16 protein-coding genes and 2 pseudogenes are annotated in these 21,475 nt (G+C 52.0%); 12 read left to right on the top strand and 6 right to left on the bottom strand.

Going from position 1 to position 21,475, the window contains the following annotated elements:
* Nucleotides 1-3 precede the first annotated feature (3 nt).
* Complete coding sequence (gene cysN / locus KBP52_RS13905; RefSeq protein WP_137219263.1) at nt 4-1,902, top strand: sulfate adenylyltransferase subunit CysN; 1,899 nt, start codon at nt 4-6, stop codon at nt 1,900-1,902.
* Nucleotides 1,903-2,100: 198 nt separating this feature from the next.
* Here cysN and KBP52_RS13900 read toward each other — a convergent pair whose 3' ends face one another.
* From KBP52_RS13900 to KBP52_RS13890, 3 genes are read right to left on the bottom strand one after another with little or no spacing between them, the layout of a single operon-like run.
* Nucleotides 2,101-3,006 (bottom strand): acyltransferase, encoded by a 906-nt coding sequence (locus KBP52_RS13900; RefSeq protein ID WP_116029488.1) that lies wholly within the window; start codon nt 3,004-3,006, stop codon nt 2,101-2,103.
* On the bottom strand, nt 3,007-5,106 hold the full coding sequence (gene pta, locus KBP52_RS13895; protein ID WP_116029489.1) for a phosphate acetyltransferase: 2,100 nt from the start codon (nt 5,104-5,106) through the stop codon (nt 3,007-3,009).
* Nucleotides 5,107-5,166: 60 nt separating this feature from the next.
* Nucleotides 5,167-5,493 carry a DUF3565 domain-containing protein gene (locus KBP52_RS13890; RefSeq protein ID WP_077571443.1) on the bottom strand — a complete coding sequence of 109 codons (327 nt, stop codon included), beginning with the start codon at nt 5,491-5,493 and terminating at the stop codon, nt 5,167-5,169.
* Here KBP52_RS13890 and KBP52_RS13885 point away from each other — a divergent pair.
* The 3 genes from KBP52_RS13885 (at nt 5,462) to KBP52_RS13875 (ending at nt 7,831) form a co-directional block, all read left to right on the top strand.
* Nucleotides 5,462-5,947: a peptidylprolyl isomerase gene (locus KBP52_RS13885; RefSeq protein WP_007912368.1), complete on the top strand. Its 486-nt coding sequence runs from the start codon at nt 5,462-5,464 to the stop codon at nt 5,945-5,947. The genes KBP52_RS13890 and KBP52_RS13885 overlap by 32 nt on opposite strands.
* Before the next feature lie 123 nt (nt 5,948-6,070).
* Nucleotides 6,071-6,553, top strand: a complete 483-nt coding sequence (locus KBP52_RS13880; protein ID WP_064387988.1) for a glutathione peroxidase — start codon at nt 6,071-6,073, stop codon at nt 6,551-6,553.
* 174 nt (nt 6,554-6,727) lie between these two features.
* Complete coding sequence (locus KBP52_RS13875; RefSeq protein WP_212622970.1) at nt 6,728-7,831, top strand: NADH:flavin oxidoreductase; 1,104 nt, start codon at nt 6,728-6,730, stop codon at nt 7,829-7,831.
* Between the two features lie 109 nt (nt 7,832-7,940).
* Here KBP52_RS13875 and KBP52_RS13870 read toward each other — a convergent pair whose 3' ends face one another.
* On the bottom strand, nt 7,941-9,140 hold the full coding sequence (locus KBP52_RS13870) for a glycosyltransferase family 1 protein (RefSeq protein WP_212622969.1): 1,200 nt from the start codon (nt 9,138-9,140) through the stop codon (nt 7,941-7,943).
* 42 nt (nt 9,141-9,182) lie between these two features.
* On the bottom strand, nt 9,183-9,935 hold the full coding sequence (gene cysZ / locus KBP52_RS13865) for a sulfate transporter CysZ (RefSeq protein ID WP_007912358.1): 753 nt from the start codon (nt 9,933-9,935) through the stop codon (nt 9,183-9,185).
* A 358-nt stretch (nt 9,936-10,293) separates the two neighbouring features.
* Between cysZ and KBP52_RS30755 the strand changes: the two are divergent.
* A pseudogene (locus KBP52_RS30755) lies at nt 10,294-11,291 on the top strand (site-specific integrase).
* Nucleotides 11,292-11,400: 109 nt separating this feature from the next.
* Here the strand turns inward: KBP52_RS30755 and KBP52_RS13855 are convergent.
* Nucleotides 11,401-12,430, bottom strand: a pseudogene (locus KBP52_RS13855) (IS3 family transposase); the annotation flags it as partial.
* Nucleotides 12,431-12,775: 345 nt separating this feature from the next.
* Between KBP52_RS13855 and KBP52_RS13850 the strand changes: the two are divergent.
* The 7 genes from KBP52_RS13850 (at nt 12,776) to KBP52_RS13820 (ending at nt 21,471) form a co-directional block, all read left to right on the top strand.
* Complete coding sequence (locus KBP52_RS13850; RefSeq protein ID WP_077571148.1) at nt 12,776-13,534, top strand: hypothetical protein; 759 nt, start codon at nt 12,776-12,778, stop codon at nt 13,532-13,534.
* A gap of 356 nt (nt 13,535-13,890) precedes the next feature.
* A complete protein-coding gene (locus KBP52_RS13845; RefSeq protein WP_176091682.1) occupies nt 13,891-15,282 on the top strand; it encodes an ATP-grasp domain-containing protein in 1,392 nt (463 codons plus the stop codon).
* Entirely contained in the window at nt 15,283-16,845 is a 1,563-nt protein-coding gene (locus KBP52_RS13840) for an asparagine synthase-related protein (RefSeq protein WP_116029494.1), read from the top strand. It begins immediately after the preceding gene.
* Between the two features lie 4 nt (nt 16,846-16,849).
* Entirely contained in the window at nt 16,850-17,962 is a 1,113-nt protein-coding gene (blsG, locus tag KBP52_RS13835) for an arginine 2,3-aminomutase (protein WP_077571151.1), read from the top strand.
* 104 nt (nt 17,963-18,066) lie between these two features.
* Complete coding sequence (locus tag KBP52_RS13830) at nt 18,067-18,879, top strand: clavaminate synthase (RefSeq protein WP_139353567.1); 813 nt, start codon at nt 18,067-18,069, stop codon at nt 18,877-18,879.
* Between the two features lie 37 nt (nt 18,880-18,916).
* Nucleotides 18,917-20,257 carry an MATE family efflux transporter gene (locus KBP52_RS13825; RefSeq protein ID WP_282961201.1) on the top strand — a complete coding sequence of 447 codons (1,341 nt, stop codon included), beginning with the start codon at nt 18,917-18,919 and terminating at the stop codon, nt 20,255-20,257.
* Between the two features lie 437 nt (nt 20,258-20,694).
* A complete protein-coding gene (locus tag KBP52_RS13820) occupies nt 20,695-21,471 on the top strand; it encodes an aspartyl/asparaginyl beta-hydroxylase domain-containing protein (RefSeq protein WP_185057882.1) in 777 nt (258 codons plus the stop codon).
* Nucleotides 21,472-21,475: the final 4 nt, after the last annotated feature.

Raw genomic sequence — 21,475 nt, 5'->3', positions numbered from 1 at the left:
GTCATGTCGCACGTATCTGATTTGATCAGCGAGGACATCCTCGCCTACCTGGGCCAGCACGAACGTAAAGAGCTGCTGCGCTTTTTGACTTGCGGTAACGTCGATGACGGCAAGAGCACCCTGATCGGGCGCCTGCTGCACGACTCGAAAATGATCTACGAAGATCACCTCGAAGCGATCACTCGCGACTCGAAGAAAGTCGGCACCACCGGTGACGACATCGACCTGGCGTTGCTGGTCGACGGCCTGCAGGCCGAGCGGGAGCAGGGCATCACCATTGATGTTGCTTACCGCTATTTCTCCACCGCCAAGCGCAAATTCATCATCGCCGACACTCCCGGCCATGAGCAGTACACCCGCAACATGGCCACCGGTGCCTCCACCTGTGACCTGGCGATCATTCTGGTCGACGCGCGTTACGGCGTGCAGACCCAGACCCGTCGCCACAGCTTTATCGCCTCCCTGCTGGGCATCAAGCACATCGTTGTCGCCATCAACAAGATGGACTTGAAGGGCTTCGATGAAGGCGTGTTCGAGTCGATCAAGGCTGACTATTTGAAGTTCGCCGAAGGCTTGAAGATGAAGCCGACCAGCATGCACTTCGTGCCGATGTCTGCCCTCAAGGGCGACAACGTGGTGAACAAATCCGAGCGCTCGCCTTGGTACAAAGGCCAGTCGCTGATGGAAATCCTCGAGACCGTGGAAGTCGCGGGCGATCGCAACTTCACCGATCTGCGTTTCCCGGTGCAGTACGTCAACCGTCCGAACCTGAACTTCCGTGGTTTCGCCGGCACGCTGGCCAGCGGCATCGTGCACAAGGGTGACGAAGTCGTGGTGCTGCCGTCGGGCAAAAGCAGCCGGGTGAAATCCATCGTCACTTTCGAAGGTGAACTGGAACACGCCGGTCCAGGTCAGGCCGTAACGCTGACCATGGAAGACGAAATCGACATCTCCCGTGGCGACCTGTTGGTGCATGCCGACAACGTGCCGCCGGTCACCGACAGCTTTGAAGCGATGCTGGTGTGGATGGCTGAAGAGCCGATGCTGCCGGGCAAGAAATACGACATCAAACGCGCCACCAGTTACGTGCCGGGCTCGATTGCCAGCATCGTTAACAAGGTCGACGTCAACACCCTTGAAGAAGGCCCGGCGAGCGCGTTGCAGCTCAACGAAATCGGCAAGGTAAAGATCGCGCTCGACGCGCCGATCGCCCTCGACGGTTACGAAAGCAACCGCACCACCGGCGCGTTCATCATCATCGACCGTTTGACCAACGGCACTGTTGGCGCCGGCATGATCGTCGCGCAGCCAGTGACCCATGGCACTGCCACGCACCACGGCAAACTGGCGCACGTGGCCACTGAAGAGCGCGCTCAGCGTTTCGGTCAGCAACCGGCCACTGTGCTGTTCAGCGGCCTGTCGGGCGCCGGCAAAAGCACGCTGGCCTACGCGGTCGAGCGCAAGCTGTTCGACCTGGGCCGTGCGGTGTTTGTACTGGATGGCCAGAACCTGCGTCACGACCTCAACAAAGGTCTGCCACAGGATCGCGCCGGGCGTACCGAGAACTGGCGCCGTGCCGCACACGTGGCGCGTCAGTTCAACGAAGCCGGTCTGCTGACCCTGGCTGCGTTCGTTGCACCGAGTGCTGAGGGGCGCGAGCAAGCCAGGGAGCTGATCGGCAAGGATCGTCTGCTGACGGTCTACGTGCAGGCCTCGCCGGCTGTCTGCGCCGAGCGTGATCCGCAAGGTCTGTATGCCGCCGCTGGCGACAACATCCCGGGCGAATCCTTCCCGTACGACGTGCCGCTGAATGCCGATCTGGTGATCGACACGCAGACGCTGAGTCTGGAAGACAGCGTCAAGCAAGTGCTGGATCTGCTGCGTCAGCGTGGCGCGATCTAAGCCCTGAAGCAGCGACAAGCTTCGAGTTTCAAGCTGCAAGAAAAAGCCCGCCGATGAGCAATCACCGGCGGGCTTTTTTATTCGGGCATACGGCGATCAAAACTGTGGGAGCGAGCCTGCTCGCGAAAGCGTTATCTCATTCAACATCTTTGCAAGCTGATCCACCGCTATCGCGAGCAGGCTCACTCCTACAAGGGATCAGTGTTTGGCTGGGTATTCGCGGTGCATCTGTTCCAGCAACGCATCCTTGTCCAGCCACAGCTGGTTGATCCAGCCCTGAAACTGCAATCGATACTCGCCGTCCTGATCGTAATTCTTGCCGATGAACTGCTGGGGAATCTTCAGCTCTGCAAAGTGCACCACCACATCGCGCACATTGCCGCAGAGCAAATCCCAGAACCCCGGACGCCCGGCCGGATAGTGGATGGTCACGTTGACGATCGACTCAAGCTGTTCGCCCATTGCATCCAGCACAAAGGCAATCCCGCCAGCCTTGGGCTTGAGCAGGTATTTGAACGGTGACTGCTGCTGCGCATGTTTGCCTTCGGTGAAGCGCGTGCCTTCGACGAAGTTGAAAATCCCCACCGGGTTATTACGAAACTTCGCACACGTCTTGCGCGTGGTTTCAAGGTCTTTGCCTTTCTTCTCCGGGTGTTTGGCCAGGTACGCCTTGGAGTAGCGCTTCATGAACGGAAAGCCCAACGCCCACCACGCCAGACCGATTACCGGCACCCAGATCAGCTCCTGCTTGAGGAAGAATTTCAGCGGCTGAATTCGACGGTTGAGCACGTATTGCAGGACCAGAATATCGACCCAGCTCTGGTGGTTGCTGGTGATCAGATACGAGTGCTGATAGTCGAGGCCTTGCAGACCGCTGATGTGCCAGCGCGTGCGCCGCACCAGATTCATCCAGCCCTTGTTGTTGCTGATCCACGCTTCGTGGGTGTGGCTCATCAGCCAGAGCGAGGCGCGTCGGGCGAGGTCGAACGGCAACACTTTGATCAGCGCCACGCAGAACAGAAACGAGCACAGCAGAATCGTATTGAGTGCCAACAGCAGCGAGGCGATCACGCCGCGCAGCGGTGCAGGTAGAAAATCCAGCATTTACACATCCATAGGTCGGTTGGCGGCTTGAATCGCGGTGAGGGCGATGGTGTAGACGATGTCATCGACTTGCGCGCCGCGCGGCAAGTCGTTCACCGGTTTGCGCAGGCCTTGCAGCATCGGCCCGAGGCTGACGCAATCGGCACTGCGTTGCACCGCTTTATGAGTGGTGTTGCCGGTGTTCAGATCGGGGAACACAAACACCGTGGCGCGACCGGCCACCTGACTGTTCGGTGCCAGTTGCCGGGCGACTTCGGCGTTGGCCGCGGCGTCGTATTGCAGCGGGCCGTCGATCAGCAGTGAGTGCTGTTGTTCGTGGGCGAGGAGGGTGGCCTCGCGGACTTTCTCGACTTCTTCGCCGGTGGCTGATTCGCCGCTGGAATAACTGATCATCGCTACGCGCGGAGTGATACCGAACGCCGCTGCCGAGTCGGCGCTTTGCAAAGCAATTTCCGCCAGCTCGGTGGCGCTCGGGTGCGGGTTCATCACGCAGTCGCCGTACACCAGCACTTCTTCCGGGAACAGCATGAAGAACACCGACGACACCAGCGTGCAGCCCGGCGCGGTCTTGATCAGCTGCAAGGCCGGGCGGATGGTGTTGGCGGTGGTGTTGATCACGCCGGAAACCAAACCGTCGACTTCATCCAGCGCCAGCATCATGGTGCCGATCACCACGGTGTCTTCCAGCTGCTGCTCGGCCATCGGTGCATTGAGGCTTTTAGTTTTGCGCAGGGCCACCATTGGCTCGACGTAGCGCTCGCGGATCAGATCCGGATCGAGAATCTCCAGCCCCGGCGGCAACACAATGCCTTGAGCGCGAGCGACGGCTTCGACGTCTTCCGGTTTGGCCAGCAACACGCAACGGGCGATCCCGCGTTCCTGACAGATCGCCGCCGCTTGCACAGTGAACGGCTCGCTGCCTTCGGGCAGGACGATGCGTTTGTTCGCCGCTTGCGCGCGCTGAATCAACTGATAGCGGAATACTGCCGGCGACAGGCGCATTTCCCGAGGCGTACCACAGCGCTGGTGCAGCCACTTGGCGTCGAGGTGACTAGCGACGAAGTCGGTGATGATTTCCGCACGTTCGCGGTCGTCGATCGGAATTTCCTTGTTCAAACCGTTGAGCAGGTTGGCGGTGTCGTAGGAACCGGTGCTCACCGACAACACCGGCAAACCAGCCTGCAAGGCGCCACGGCACAAATCCATGATGCGCGGATCGGGCAGGGTGTCGCTGGTCAGCAGCAGGCCGGCCAGTGGCACGCCGTTGATCGCCGCGAGGCTGACGGCGAGGATGATGTCGTCGCGATCGCCCGGCGTCACCACGAGTACACCGGGCTTGAGCAGCTCGACGGTGTTGCGCATGGTCCGTGCGCAAATGATGATTTTGGTCATGCGCCGGGTTTCGTAGTCGCCGGCGTTGAGCACTTGCGCGCCCATCAGGTCGGCGACGTCGCGGGTACGTGGCGCGTTGAGTTCCGGCTGATAGGGAATGCAGCCGAGCAGGCGGAAATCACCGCTGCGCAGCAACGGCGAATGCTCTTTCAGACGCGTGGCGAAGGCGTCCATACTCTCGTCGGTTTTGACCTTGTTGAGGATCACGCCGAGGACTTTCGGGTCTTTCGGGCCGCCGAACAATTGCGCCTGCAATTCGACCCGGCCGGAGAGCTCGGCGAGCACTTCGTTTTCCGGCGCCGAAACTAGAATCACCTCGGCATCGAGGCTTTTGGCCAAGTGCAGGTTGACCCGCGCGGCATAGCTGGCGCTGCGGGTCGGCACCATGCCTTCGACGACCAGCACGTCTTTGCCGACGGCCGCCTGTTGATAAAGGGTGATGATTTCTTCGAGCAGCTCATCGAGCTGACCATCGCCGAGCATCCGCTCGACGTGGGCCAGGCCGAGCGGTTGCGGCGGTTTCAGGCCGTGGGTGCGCGCCACCAGTTCGGTGGAACGCTCAGGGCCGGTGTCGCCCGGGTGCGGCTGGGCAATCGGTTTGAAGAAACCGACTTTCAGGCCCGCTCGCTCAAGCGTGCGCACCAGCCCGAGGCTGATGGAGGTCAGACCCACGCCAAAATCGGTGGGGGCGATAAAAAAAGTTTGCATGCGAATTCTCTAAGGGTGCATGGCAATGGCGGTCGCTTATGGCTGACGACCTACCGAAATTCAGTCGCCAAGGTTAGCGCTAACCGAGCCTTGTGCGCACCAACCGCAGGCAAAGGGTTGGCCTATTTTTTCAATACGTTGCGCCGGGTCGAGCACCCAGGCACGTGATTGCCACGGCGGCTGATGGCGCAGGTGCTGGGTGTGGCCACAGGAAAGCTCGGCTACCCAATGACCCTCTTCGTCCTGATGGAAGCCTGCGATCGTCGAAACCCGTTTGTCCGGGTTGTGTTCGCTTTCGCGCGTTTGCTTCGCTAAACTTGGCCTTTCTATATTCTTCTGCAAAAGGTCTCGCCCCATGCTGATCGCCGCCAATAAGGCTGTCTCCATCGACTATACCCTGACCAACGACGCTGGTGAGGTCATCGACAGCTCCGCCGGCGGCGCTCCGCTGGTCTACCTGCAAGGCGCAGGCAACATCATCCCGGGCCTGGAAAAAGCTCTGGAAGGCAAAGCTGTTGGTGACGAGCTGGAAGTTTCCGTTGAACCGGAAGACGCTTACGGCGAATACGCCGCTGAGCTGGTCAGCACCCTGAGCCGCAGCATGTTCGAAGGCGTTGACGAGCTGGAAGTCGGCATGCAGTTCCACGCTTCGGCGCCGGACGGCCAGATGCAAATCGTCACCATCCGTGACCTCGACGGCGACGACGTGACTGTCGACGGCAACCACCCACTGGCCGGTCAGCGCCTGAACTTCAAAGTGAAGATCGTTGACATCCGTGACGCCAGCCAGGAAGAAATCGCTCATGGTCACGTCCATGGCGAAGGTGGCCATCACCACTGATTTTCTGCGCTAAGCTTCGAGTACTGGAGAGGCGCCTGCGGGCGCCTTTTTAGTCCGCGGCTGTCCTTGGTGACCTCGCCAAGTGGCTGTTTCGAGTAGAACACGGGAATCTTGGAGTTCGTCATGAGTGCTTTTCACGACCTTAAGTTGACAGCCCTGGATGGTCAGGAGCTACCGCTGGCGCCGTTCAAGGGCCAAGTCGTGCTGGTGGTCAACGTCGCCTCCAAATGCGGCTTGACCCCACAGTACGCGGCGCTGGAAAACCTCTATCAGCAGTTCAAAGGCAAAGGCTTCAGTGTGCTGGGCCTGCCGTGCAACCAGTTTGCCGGTCAGGAACCTGGCAGCGAAAAGGAAATTCAGGATTTCTGTAGCCTCAACTATGGCGTGACGTTTCCGTTGTCGAGCAAGCTTGAGGTCAACGGTCACGAGCGGCATCAGCTCTACCGTCTGCTGGCGGGCGAGGGCGCGGAGTTTCCCGGTGACATCACCTGGAATTTCGAGAAGTTTCTGCTCGGCAAGGACGGCCGGGTGCTGGCAAGGTTCTCTCCGCGCACGGCACCGGATGATCCGACCATTGTTCATGCGATTGAAAAAGCGCTGAGCTGAAACAGCAAGATCAAAAGATCGCAGCCTTCGGCAGCTCCTACACGGGATTGTCGGGGCTGCGATCTTTTGCTTTGCGTCTTTTAATCCTTAATCACCGAAATCAATAATGCTGTTCAACGGCTTGGGCTCTCCATATTATCGCCGTCATAAAGTCATTCCCTGTGGAGCCTTCCAATGCCGGTTCAAGCCTTGTTCAAACCGTTCCATCTCGGTGCCCTCGAACTGCCGACCCGTGTGGTCATGGCGCCGATGACTCGCTCCTTCTCTCCGGGTGGCGTGCCTAATTCGAAAGTCATCGAGTACTACCGTCGTCGCGCAGCGGCCGGTGTCGGCCTGATCATCACCGAAGGCACCACCGTCGGCCACATCGCCTCCAACGGTTACCCCAACGTGCCGCAGTTCTTTGGTGACGCGCCATTGGCCGGTTGGAAAAAAGTTGTCGACGCTGTTCACGCTGAAGGCGGCAAAATTGTTCCGCAGCTGTGGCATGTCGGCAGCGTGCGCCGCATCGGCACCGAGCCGGACGCCAGCGTGCCGGCTTACGGCCCGTCGGAAAAACTCAAGGACGGTCAGGTCGTGGTGCACGGCATGACCCAACAGGACATCAAGGACGTGATCGCCGCGTTCGCCCAAGCCGCCAAGGATGCACAAAGCATCGGCATGGACGGCGTGGAAATCCACGGCGCGCACGGTTACCTGGTCGACCAGTTCTTCTGGGAAGGCAGCAACCAGCGCAGCGACGAATACGGTGGCAGCCTGGCCAACCGTTCGCGTTTCGCCATCGAACTGATTCAAGCCGTACGTGCGGCCGTAGGCGAAGGCTTCCCGATCATCTTCCGTTTCTCGCAGTGGAAACAGCAGGATTACACCGCGCGTCTGGTGCAAACCCCGGAAGCGCTGGGCGAACTCCTCAAGCCATTGTCCGACGCTGGCGTGGATATTTTCCATTGCTCGACGCGGCGCTTCTGGGAGCCGGAGTTCGACGGTTCCGATCTGAACCTGGCAGGCTGGACGCGCAAGCTCACCGGCAAGCCGACCATCACCGTCGGCAGCGTTGGCCTTGATGGCGAGTTCCTGCAGTTCATGGTCAACACCGACAAGGTCGCGCAACCGGCCAGTCTGGAAAACCTGCTGGAGCGCTTGAACAAGGAGGAATTCGATCTGGTGGCGGTAGGGCGTGCGCTGCTGGTTGATCCGGATTGGGCGCTGAAGGTTCGTGAAGGGCGCGAGCAGGATATCTTGCCGTTCAGCCGTGAGGCGTTGATGACGCTGGTTTAATCAGCGGCTGTACTGACGCCATCGCGAGCAGGCTCACTCCTACAATTGGAATGCATTCCACCTGTAGGAGTGAGCCTGCTCGCGATGGCGGTCTCCAAGTCACCTGGATTCAAGGCAATGTCTGCGCATTCGGGACAACCTGCTCCCCCAAACAAGCCCCGCGCAAATGCTTTTCAAACTGCTCGATAACCGCCGGCCAACCCTGGCGACTCGCATGTTGCCGCGCATTCAAACGCACGCAACGGAACGTCTCGTCCTCTTCCAGCAACCACGCCGCCGCCTCGCAAAAGGCCTGCTCATCACCAGGCATCGCCAGCACGCCGTTGTAGCCATGGCGAATGTGCTGCGCCGCCGCAGCCTGATCGTAAGCCACCACGCCCAACCCTGAAGCCAACGCCTCCAGCACCACGTTGCCGAAGGTTTCCGTCAGGCTCGGAAACAGAAACAGATCCCCGGACGCATAGTGCGCCGCCAACGCTTCACCGCGCTGCGCACCGCAGAAGATCGCTTCGGGCAAATCCTTTTCCAGCGCCAGCCGTTGCGGCCCGTCGCCGACGACGACCAGTTTCAAATTGCGCTGTGGATAAGTGCTACGCAGTGTTTCGACACTGCGCTTGAGCAGGCCGAGATTTTTCTCCGGCGCGAGCCGTCCTACGTGAATCACCGCAATGTCCTGCTCGGACAGGCCCCATTGCTCACGCAAGGCATTCAGCCGTTTGCTCGGATGAAACAACTGGCTGTCGACACCGCGCGACAACAGCGCCAACCGCTCGAAATGGCGCCGCTCCAGTTCCAGGCGCTGGCTGACGCTCGGCACTAACGTCAGCGCCGAGCGATTGTGAAACCAGCGCAGATAATGCGTCAGCATTCGCGTCAGCAGTCCGAGTCCGTACTGACTGGTGTATTGCTGAAAGTTGGTGTGAAACCCGCTGACCACCGAAATGCCCAAACGCCGCGCCGCACGCAGGGCCGATAACCCGAGCGGTCCTTCCGTGGCGATATACAGCACATCGGGACGCTGACGTTTCCAGCGTCGCAGCAGTTTGTGCATCGACGACTGGCCCCATTGCAGCCCCGGATACCCCGGCAATGGCCAGCCCCGACACAGCAACAGCGAGTCATCCTCACTGCGCTGCGGATCACCGGCCTGACGCGGTCGCACCAGTTCAACCTGATGCCCACGCGCGCGCAACCCATCGCACAAGCGGCCAAGGGTATTGGCCACGCCGTTGATTTCCGGTGGGAAGGTTTCGCTGATCAGGGTGATGTGTAGAGCTCTCGTCATGGCCTCAGTATCGGCTGAGGCCATGTCGTGCTTGTGACGTTCGGATGATGGATTTGTGACGTCGCGTTAGCGCTGAGTCACCAGATTCTCTGCGCCACGTTCACGCACCCAGAACAACGTCGCCCCGGCCACAGCCGCCGGCATCATCAGGATGTTGACCACCGGTATCAGCAACACCAAATAGACGATTCCGCCAAAGCTCATGCTCTGCCAGCGCTTCTGGCGCAGCCAGGCGAGCATTTCGTTCCAGCCCAGTTTGTGGTTGTCCGCCGGGTAGTCGATGTACTGGATCGCCATCATCCACACACCGAACAGCAGCCACAGCGGCGCGGCGATGATGTTCACCACGGGGATGAACGAGAGGATGAACAGGCCGATGGCGCGGGGCAGGAAGTAACCGAGTTTGCGCATTTCCCGGGCGAGGGTGCGCGGGACCATCGCGATCAATTCTCCCCAACTGAACGCCGGGAAGTCATCAGTGCCGCGCACCACCACTTCGACTTTTTCCGCAAGGAAACCGTTGAACGGTGCGGCGATCACGTTAGCGAGCATGGTGAAGGTGAAAAACACCATCAATGCCACCAGCACCACGAACAAGGGCCAGAGGATGTAGCTGAGAAAGCTCAGCCATTCCGGAAGCGACGGCATCAGCGTATCGACCCACAGGCTGAACTGGTGGCCGGCCAGATAGATCAATCCGACGAACAGCACCAGGTTGATCGCCAGCGGCAACAACACGAACAGGCGCAAGCCAGGGCTGAGAACCAGTTTCAGGCCTTCGCGCAGGTATTGCGGGCCGGACAGAACGGGGGCGGGCATAAGGTGCTCCGAGCAAGGGAAAACGCGCCGACCTTACCGACTTTGCAACGGCGGCGAAAGCGCGGTAGAGCGATCGACATTCACCGTAACAAAGATCCGAGGGGGGCATTCGTTAGCGGATCGTTTACAGTCGGCAGGGCTCTTTGTGGGGGGATCATAAATGGTCATGGTTAGGTCCCGAGATAAATTCTGAGTTGGTATGTAGGTCTGCTCTATGAGGCTGGTGTTCGCAACAAAGGATCTTTCGTTAGCGGGTCGATCCTTTGAGGGGTTCCCGTTGTTGATTGGGTTAGATGGTTGGCCAGTTGAGCCAGTTCAAACTTTTTTGTGGTAAGTACTTGGCGAATCAGGTGAAGCGCTGAGTCCCTTAACCTGGGAGGCCTATGGGCGCCGGTTGTTTGACTACTTTGCATTTCTAGAGGCCAACGATTTGGCTTGGGATGAACAGAGTGTCGCCCCCGGATTAAGTGTGTTGGCGAGGTATAGAGACTGGTCGAGTGGGGAATTGGGACTCGACTCCAGTACGGTCAATAAACGGCTAGCACTGATCGTTCGCTTTTATCGCTGGGCCAAATTACGTGGTCTTGTATCGCTACTGCCCTTTAGTGAGAAAAGGGTGAGAGTTGCAAAAAATTTGGGTTTGCTAAGTCACACCACTTGTTCAGCGCCGGAGAGCACGAAGCCTTCAGTGATGGTCCGGGAGCGTACGCGTTTAACAAAATCCCTAACTAAGAGTCAGGCAAAGGTTTGCCTCGCTTTAAACACTGATCCGAGCCATAAAATTTTGTTTCATCTCATGCTGCGCACAGGGCTTCGCTCTTGCGAGGCGCGGAGCTTTCCAGTGAAGTATGTGTTCAATCCTCGGTTGAAAAAAGGTCTTCGCCAAGGGCAGATGATTAGCGTGGCTCTTGAGCCCAATGATATGTACATAAAGTTTGGCCGCCCTGGAACTATAGATGTCCCGTGGTCGCTTATGGAGGCGATGTGGTCTTATTCGCTCCATCAGCGTGAGATACGAAAATCGCACGGTGATGGAAATGTAAGTGCGCTGCTGCTTACCAAGGAGGGGCGGAAATATTCAAAAGACTCCGTTGTCGATGTTATGAAAGCATATGAAAAAGATGTGGATTTTACGTTCGTGCTCACATGCTTCGTCACCCCTATGGGACTTACACTCTATGTGCTTTGCGGAAAAGTAAGAGCTTTGGGGGAGATCCGTTGTTGTATGTCCGAGATAGAATTGGGCATTCGGATGTACAAACAATAATGATTTATCTACATGTAATGAATCAGCTTGAGGCTCAGTCAGTTCTTGCTCATGAAGACGAAATAGACATGATGTTTCTCGCTGAATAAATTTGCGTACTAAATTCAGTTAATATCCTGAATTTTTAAGCATGACCAAAAGTACCAAACTGCGTGAGCAAAAAGGCGCGCGCGACCCGATCCGGGGGCTCATGCATTTCGGCCGAATCCAGTTGTAGCGATACATCAAAAAATGGCTGATATCGCGCTGTGCTTCCTGCGCAGTTCGATTGCCCACGGTCGGTATCCATTCTGTTTTCAAGCTGCGAAATACGCGCTCCATCGGCGCGTTATCCCAGCAGTTTCCTCGTCGACTCATGCTTTGTCGCATGCGGTATCGCCACAACCGCTGGCGAAAGAGTCGGCTTGCATATTGCGGTCCTTGGTCTGAGTGGAATAGTAGATCCGAAGGCCTGCCACACTGCTCGTAAGCCATATCCAGCGCTTTGATCACCAGCTCAGCGTCTGGCTTTCCGACAGCGCCCAGCCCACGATCCGACGAGTACAAAGATCCAGGACGACAGCTAGGTAATGGCACTTTCCTTGCGCCCAAATGTTGGTGATACCGCCGCACCAGGCTTGATTAGGCGCTGGAACGTCGAACTCGCGGTTCAATTTGTTTGCTGACTAAATCAAGCTCGCGCATCAAGCTACGCACTTTGAATCGACCGAGTTGCTCACCGTCTTCACGCATCAGCGACAGGATTCTGCGACTGCCCGCAGAGCTGCGACTTTGCGAGAACAGGTCACTGACGCGACTACGCAATCGAAGCCGTTCAACATCGGGCGTGCGGCGCCGCGGGCGCTGGGCGTAGTAGCACGAACGAGTGACGTCAAACACCTTGCACAGCCAATCAACCGGCTCATGTGCGCTCAACTGGTCAATCAGCGCGAACGCTCGTGATCTTCCGACATCAAGAGCGCGGTAGCCTCTTTTAGTATTGATTTCTCTCGCTCAAGCCGAGCAATTCGGGCTTCCAGCTCCTGAATTTTTTGCTGTTCCGGAGTCAGTGCCTTGCTCTGCGGGGTGACGCCTGTATGTTCTTTCTGAATCTGGTCAACCCAGCGGCGCAATGCCGACTCACCAATGCCGAGTGAACGGCTGGCTTCGATGTCGCTGTAGTTTTGTTTGAGCACAAGGTCGCCAGCCTCGCGCTTGAATTCAAGAAGGAGCGGCGTTGTTTAGTCAGACACCTTGATCTGGCGAGCATTCTCACCTAAATGGATGTCCGTCTTCATTAGACCACTACAATCATTAGAGAGGTGGGTGGTTATTACCGAAATGTGGCAGTTATTTTCAGTTCCTACATTTGGACTTACGCTTGCCTTTCATGCTCAATCTCATAAAGCTGGAACGGTCAGGGAGGCCAGAGATACACCGTACCACTAGCACGGTGGAGCCTTGTTTCAAAATGTAAATGGGGTATTGCGTGTCTTTGTGTTTCGCATGTAGTCTGATTCTATTGCACAGTCTGAGTGCACCGGCCAGGGAAAAGGCCGCGAAAAAACAATGATTACATAGCACAGGATTGTCTATGGATTTTCATGTCCCAGAAGTAAACCATGGCCTGCTTGAGGATGTCCTGGACCGTTTTTGCGTCCTTCTCGAGAAAAGAGCCATCACCGGCATCGACAAAACTAGACTCGACCGCTGGATCGCAAGTTTTCGTACTTATGAAGAGCACTACTTGGCGGCATGCATGCTGAACCGCCTGATCTATCGCTCGCAGGCGATAATCGACAGCTCTATCGACCATCTGCTCAACTGCCTATTGCCGACGTACCTGCGGAAAATTGACCATTTTCCTCAGCTCGACATTGAGAACTTCCTCGAAGTGCTGCAACTCGACGACACCGACTTTCCGATTCGGATTGTTGGTGTGGACGGCAGTCGCGCGTTCGACGCGGGCAAAAGCGGCGGTGTAATCATTCGCCAGTATAAACGGTACGCCGCAATACCCAGATTCTTGACCTGTCGGTCCGATGCGCTTAGTGAACTTTCAAGAGTTGTCCGGCGCCTCGTTTCTGTCGATGACATGCTGGGGACGGTTACTCAGTTCGACAAACTCGCAAAGGAACATGCCCTGCCTGAAAAAGAGCGCGTCCACATCGTTTACTGTCCTCTGATCGCTCACGCCGGGGGTCTGAAAGCACCCAAAGACGCGTGTCCTTGGCTGATCGTCCTTCCGGTGGAAGTCTTCGATCACCGACATAACTTCTTCAGCGAGCTAAAAGACCACCCCGGTATCTGGGAAATATGCGAGCCGAAAATAAAGCCGCAGCTAATGCACTAAATAATTATGCAAATGTTTCATGACTACCATGGCCAAGAAGGGCTAGAGATTCAACTCACACAATAGTTGAATCAACGCGCATAGCGAAGAATCTAAGGGAATAGATTGTCATGCTGAACTACCCGAGTGAGCGCAAGCTGAACGTCCTGGGTCATGCTTTTTCTGAGCGAGATCAGCGGCCCATAGACGCTCATTTAACTTCAGTAGATCGGACCAGTAGAGATATTTTTATCTCGCTGAGATTAACCTTCTAGTGCAACTCCAAAAAGATCTATACCGATACCCGGGTGACATACGGTGCATACGTTAGCTCACTATCTTATTACACAATGACGCCAATTATCATGGAACTACACATGAAGCCCGAAATACTAATTTTTATCGACAACGATTATCTATCAACCTCATTATATTTATATAGAAAACTTCACTTTCAAGCCGCGGCAAAAGAGGGCGTCAGATGCATAACAATCATCGCAAAAGATAGCAAAAATATCAGGGAGTCCAGCGATGAAAGTGACGAAGTTTTCTTGGTTGATAGTATTGAAACTAGCGAAGTACTCTGCGCAATAGAAAGTTTAAGTCGCATATACAACGTGAAGGGACTGTTTTGTTACCCAGCGCATGTCACCCCGCGTGGGGACGCCAACCATGTAGTTGAAGAGGTCGCTATTCAATGCGGGCTCAAATATTACAGCGCCGAGCCGCTAGAGAACTGCAATAATAAGCACCTGATGCGTTCACAACTTAGCAATATAAAAGGTGTTAAGCCAGTAAAATTCCGGCTCTTCAACGGGGATTTCGAAACTATTGATGATCTTATATTTCCCGTAGTGATGAAGCCAGTATATGGAGGCGGCTCGGCGTTTGTCTCGATATGTGATGACCGGAAGGGTCTTGAACTGGCATACAATCACTTCATACAAAGATTTCCTGACGTACCTGGAGCGTGTTCTTTCTCAGGAACTAAAAAATGGCTTAGCTCTTCAGAGGAAGGCCCAGTTCTATATACTCCGGGTGTTTCCGTTTTAATTGAAGAATTTATCGAGGGGCCGGAAGGTTCTTTAGAGTGCTTAGTTATCAACGGTAGCATTCACCCGATGCTAATCTTCGAAAAGATGATAACAAGCAATACTTCTAATACGGTATTAGAAAAGGTCATAGTCACACCGCCTCAAAGCTTTTCCAACGACCAGATTTCGATAATAGTATCAGCTATTAGCGATTCTATAAAAGCGCTGAAGATAAAGAACGGATTTTTACACGTTGAGTTCAAGTTATCCCCAGACGGCCCCCAGGTAATTGAGGTAAATCCTAGGCTGGGCGGGTTCTTCGTGGACGAAGCCCTTAAGGATTTGTGCTCATGTGATGCGTATTCTTTAAACGTAAATTACCTAACAAATAAGCCAGTGACCATAGGGCATTATTTGGCGGATGACCTTCCGATCTTGCCTGAGGACGCCGTATACGCAATGCTCCTATTCTATCCAAATCGCTCAGGCTACATCAAAGCTATAAAACTCCCAGAAATTGATTCTGCATGTGAGATTTTATCGCAGGTACTGCCTGCAACTAACGGGCACAAAGATGGATTCTTCGATGTAGAGAACGAAGAAGCTTATATCGCTAAGATGTGGGTGAGGGCAACGTCTATAGACGAGATACTTAACTTCCATAAAGAGTATGAGAGAAATATTGAAATCGAAGTGTCTGAATATAGCGAAGACAAATTGATGGGGGAGTGCTAGATGTGTGGGATAGCTGCAGTATTTGAAACGTCTACTAGTTCTGATGGACAGCGCGACATTGAGGCTACTTTATTAGAAATGTTGGGGAGAATCTCTCATAGAGGCGCGGCTGAAAGATTTGGAGAGCGTTTTATATTTTCTAATGCTGCTATTGGTACCAATCGCTTGCCTATCGTGGAGAGAGAAGAAAATAATCAACCATTTATAGATAAAATTTCTGGCCACGCAATTATATTTAATGGCGAGATTTATAATCTGGATGAGTTGCGATTGATTTTATTATCGCAAGGAGTGGAGTTTTTAGGCTGCTCAGATACTGAGCTAGTTCTTAGAGCCTATATTCACTGGGGAAGGTCTTGTCTGAACCGGTTCAATGGAATATTCGCCTTTATTATCTACTCACCGGAAGACAACACTGTTTTTGCTGCGAGGGATCGGTTGGGCGTAAAGCCTCTATACTGGGCTCAAGTGGGATCCGTCCTCTATTTCGCATCGGAACTGAAAGCACTGATTGGGTTGACCAACAAGACACAAGAAATTCTCCCCGGATATTATTGGGAGGATGGTCGACAAAAAGCATATTATTTAATTAGCGAAAGCATAGAGCGGAAATTAGATTGCAAGTCCGCGGTAGCTAAATGCAACGAGTTACTGCACCTTTCGGTAAAACGCCAAGTTAATACGGATCTTCCAGTTGGAGTAGTTTTCTCTGGCGGGCTAGACAGCGCAATTATTCTTTATCTTGCTAACCTATATCATAATAACGTCACCGCGTACACGGTAGGCGTGCCTGGCTCATCTGACGTAGTATTCGCTCAGAGACTATGCAATGAACTCGGTATAAAAATAGTTTTTTGTGATGTTGATCGCGCAGACCTCATGCAATCTATTAGAACACACATATACGTGTCTGAACAGTTTGAGCCTGTGGATATAACTGACGCATTAACTATAAATGCTGCTTTCTCCCGGATGAAAGAAGACGGCATACGTATAGCTTTATCTGGAGATGGAAGTGACGAGCTATTTGCTGGTTATGACTTCTTTCAAGGGGTCATTGACCGTCGTGCACTTCAATTACATAAGGTTAGGAACTTGTATCGAACTGATCTACAACGTGTGGATAGAATGAGCATGTTCAATACGGTGGAATGCCGTGTGCCGTTTCTTGATAAAGATCTTTTCGATTTTATAATCTCGTTACCAATGGAATTTCATGTAAGAGATGATTTTACGAAAGCTTTGCTTAGAGACGCCTTCTCTCTCGAATTACCAGATTATATCACTCGGCGACCAAAAATGAGGATGTCCGAAGGGTCAGGTATAGGCGGACTCATATTTGACGTACTTCAATCCATGAATGAGAGCCTGGATAACAAGCCATTTCCGCTAGAAGATGATGCAGTTAATAATGCTGCTTTGATATTCCAAGAGTTCGGCTTTGGGCTTCCAACTAGTCGATATAAGATACAAGGTCTCGACTATCATAGCGGCGGATGGACGACCTCAAAAACTGCAGATATTGACAAAAATCTTATCAGTCACCCAGCCATCCAAGGATAATAAAATGATTATTGCAAAGGACACTTTGAGTAAACAGGATTTACTTTCTTCCGACCAATGGGGTGACTACAAGTTCCAGATGAAGAATGCCATCCGCACCAAGTCTCAGCTGGAAACCTGGGTGAATCTCAGTGAAACGGAGTTAAGGGGGATTGAGCAAACAGAGAGCCAGTATAAGTGGATGATTACTCCCTATTATGCATCACTGATGGATGAGACCAATGAGAATTGTCCGATTAGGCTGCAAAGCATACCCCACCCAAAAGAAGTTGAGGAGAGCAATCAGCAGGAGGAAGTAGATCCGGTTGGTGATATGGTTTACATGAAAACCAGGCGCGTCGTACATAAATATCCAAACCGAGTCATATTCCTAGTTTCGGATACTTGTCCAGTTTACTGTAGGCATTGTACGAGAAAATTCCATACAACTGATAAGTCAGGTACTTATTACAATAAAGAACTTCCCGCTTCATATGATCAAGACATAGAGTACATCGCGAATAACAAAAATATCAGCGACGTATTACTCACCGGAGGCGACCCGCTAATTCTTTCAGATAAGCTTCTGCATAGTATTATATCTAGGCTCAATGCAATCCCCCACGTCGATTTTGTACGAATTGGCTCACGGTATCCGGTTTTTCTCCCGCAGCGGATAACAGATGATTTTTGTAAGATGTTGTCTGAATTCAAATCGATCTGGTTTAGCACTCATTTCAATCATCCCGTAGAAGTGACTCCTGAGGCCTTAAGCGCGGTAGATAAACTCCTTTCCCACGGAATACCGGTGCAAAATCAGACAGTGCTGTTGCGTGGAGTTAATGACGATGTTGAAACTCTTAGAACGTTGAACCGGATGTTAGTGAAAGGCAGGGTAAGACCTTATTACCTTTATCACGCGGATAACGTTCAAGGCGTGTCGCACTTTAGGACGTCGATTGAAAAAGGCCTTGAGATTATGGAGCAGTTGCACGGTTATGAAACTGGTTTCAGTGTCCCACAGTATGTTTACACCACCAAACTTGGGAAGATTCCTCTGAATAACCAGTACTTTTATAAACTAGGCTCAAAGAATTTTGTGCTCGGTTATGATCATAAAACGCTTGAGATCTCTTGAGCTAAATTGACGAGTGAGTGGTTCACTACACCTCGTGGCTTTGAAGCTAACTAACTTACAATTTCTTCGGTGTTGATATGATACTTACTAAATTAGACTACTCGATGTTAAAACCAGAAGCTGTTGTAGCTCAATTTAAAGAGGACTTTAGTTTTTCGTCTGACATAGTAGTATTAGACCTCCCTAAAGCCGATGAACAGCGTCCAACGCCGAAACACTGGAAAGACGACTGTCATTCAAACTACGATGATTTGTTTCTTCAGCTTTCAAGGCATGTTGGTGATGTCTTCGGTTATAGCGACCTGCAGAACGGTAAGCTTATTCAAGAAATATTCCCCATATTCAAAGATAGAAATAAGCAGTTGGGGAGTGGTTCTGTGCATTTAGAACTTCATACGGAAGACCCCGCTCTAGCCTATAGGGCAGATGTGCTAGGGTTTTTATGCGTAAGAAACGACGATAAAATCCCTAACTTGCTGTCTTGCCCAGACTTCTCAACTATTGATGCAACACTCAAACATCGGTTAACTGAGAATCGTTATACAATTCTTTCCGACCGACCTTCTACGATCGAATATAAGCCGAAAGCTCTAGAGACGGCGGTATTGCAAGAGTCTCCAGCCGAAGGTTACAGCTTCATTTATGATCCGGTCTACGTTGACTACAGCAAAATGTCTCATTGTGAAGAACTGGTGTTTAAGGATTTTATCACGCTGGTTGAGTCAGCCACCTTTAACTTGTCAATGAATGAAGCGCAGGTTTTATTTATCAACAACTATAAGTGCGCTCACGGCAGGCCGGAATTTACACCAAGGTACGATGGAACGGATCGATGGCTAAAAAGAGTACAGATTTCCAAGGATATATCTAAGCACCTAGATCGGGAGTACAGTCTTGACATCATCGCTGATATATAATCGTGCCGTGAGGCTTTCCCGTAGATATACATCCGAGATGCGCGAGAGTTTCCGGCTTTCGCTTGCCTTTGTATTTGGCAATATCGCGCATGTGATTATTGCTACTACGGACGTAATAATGGCTGGATGGATTAGTACAGAGGCGTTAGCTGCGTCGACTTTGGCACAGGGCCTCTACTATCTCCTGTTTTTATTATTTTCCGGATTGCTAGTCTCTACAATCCCATTTATAACTGATGCGTTGGGCTCTAAGGGAAAAGAAGAACAATATATATCTGTATCAACCAGTTGCGTTCAGCTCATAGTAGCCGCTTTTTTAATATGCTTATCAATACTCTGTTTTACGAAAGAGATATTAGTTTTTTTCGGCCAGGATATTCTTTTGTCTCTCGAGGCCCAGAGATATATGAGCAGCCTGATGTGGAGCATTGGACCAGCGATTTTATTTGTACACCTCAGAAATGTTTTATCTATAATGGGGTCCGCGCGATATGCAGTTATCGCAATTATTATAGCGTCGATCTTTAACTTCGTTGCGCACCTGATTCTAATATTTGGGTTTTTGTGGATACCCCCCTTGGGTTTGTTCGGTGCAGGTATAGCCACGACTCTAACAAACGTCCTGCTTTGTATGTTGCTGATCACATTCGGTTTAATGAATCCGCAGTTTAGGGTGCGTCGGCACTGCATAAAATTGATGGTAGTGAGATGGCGGTTGATGCTGCCTATTCTAAAAAACGGTATTCCGGTCTCTTTAACTCAAGCAAACGACACGCTTTTTTTCTTCATCCTTACAATTGTAGTGGGTAAATTTGGAGTCGTTGCATTGGCTGCTCATGGTATCGCAATGCAAGTTCTTCAAGTTGTATTTACAATACCTAATGGTATCTCTCAAGCATCTACCACAAGAATAAGCCTCTGCTCACCTTTAGGTTTGTATTCGCGGCGGACTAGTGACGCAGGATGGAGTGCCCTATGGCTCAGCTGGATAGTGCTCACTGTGACATCTTCTATTCTGATTATTTTTTCTAATGATATCGTTCAGTTATTTGTTGCTCGCGATGACGGTGTAAATGACGAACTCATCATGCTATCTAGTCTCTTTGTCAGCATCTTGGGAATCTTCCATTTCTTTGATGGTAGTCAAATGGTCCTGCTCGGTATATTCAGGGGGCTGAAAAAGACTGTTATTCCGATGCTGCTCTCAATTATTTGTTTTTGGCTAGTGGGGCTGCCGCTAGCTCTATTACTTGCATTTTATACTGACCTAGGAGCAGCTGGTATATGGTGTGGCTTAGCGCTCGGACTTTTAGCGCTGTTCTCTCTACTTTTATTTAGATGGATTCGATACGAGCCTTCGGCGCAGGTTGCGACATGAGAAATCTATACGGCATTCGAGGCATAAATTATATACTGAAACACAGTATATCCGTGATAGCTTGCTTATTGTTATATGTATTTATTGTTCTGGCTGTTCCGATCGATCTCTTGTCGATATATGCTGTTTCCTACTGCTGTTTGCTATTTTTTCTTCTATATTCCGTCAGCTCCTGGCCGATTATTCGTTCCCAATTCGATATGCTTAATATCGTCGTACCTTACTCTGCCGTGCGACGCTATAGTAGCTACTTGTGTTGGCTCGTTCCTCTCTCTATTTTTACTTTGGTGGCGGGTCTATATTACAGAGCCGAATCATTAGGATTTGGACTTTTAGGAGCGAGCCAGTTATTACTCATTTACCTCATAATCCGGCTATATGCGACTGTAGTGATTGCCTGCAGGTCTGCTCTAAAGTGGCGGGAGCCAGTCGTCACATTGTGGCGCGATGTATTAGATGAACTTGGCGATATCGATGATAAAACACGTGAGTGTGTCCTTGATCTAATAGAGTTGGAATGTTATGAAGGTAAATCATCATTACCTAGCCGCTTATCCAGCGGCCTATCTAAGCATGTTACGCCTGTACCTTATGCTACGAATATAAATATCAATGGGTTTAAGTCGTTGTTTGGACCAAGAAAGCCTCTTTGGTCTAAAGACGATTTCAGCTTTCTCTCAGGCGTTGATACTCTACTCGCCGAGATGACGCAGGAATTAATCCAGCTCTATGATAAATATAAGAACACGCAAGAAAAATATCCCTTTCATGGCGACCCTTTGTGGAAATCAATTCCACTTTATAAAGGTGGTCAAAAAGTTGCTGTATACGCTGACCTTGTACCAAATACTATTCGCTTTGTTGAGGATATTGTGCCAGGTGCGACTATCAGAGAGGTTGTGCTTTCAAGCCTAGAGCCGGGCGGTCATATCGAACCGCATCTAGATTATGTTTATCCTATGCTGACGTTACATCTACCTATACTTTGTTCTGACGATGGTTTGTCTGGGCTGAGAGTCGGGGAAGAGATCGTTAGTTGGAGAACCGGTGACATAGTAATCATTGATACGACTTTTCAACATGAGTCTTGGAACTATAGTAAATGTACTCGTGTAAATTTAATGTTTGATTTCTGGCCCCAGGATCTGGGCCCGTCGGCAAAAGCTTTTTTCACTGAAGTCTACTCGCGGCAGATGCTGCGACATTTAAAATAATTAC

Source organism: Pseudomonas sp. SCA2728.1_7 (genome assembly GCF_018138145.1).
Taxonomy (GTDB): Bacteria; Pseudomonadota; Gammaproteobacteria; order Pseudomonadales; family Pseudomonadaceae; genus Aquipseudomonas; species Aquipseudomonas koreensis_A.
Note: the sequence above shows the minus strand (reverse complement) of the source record. Positions and strands in the feature narration are given on the sequence as shown.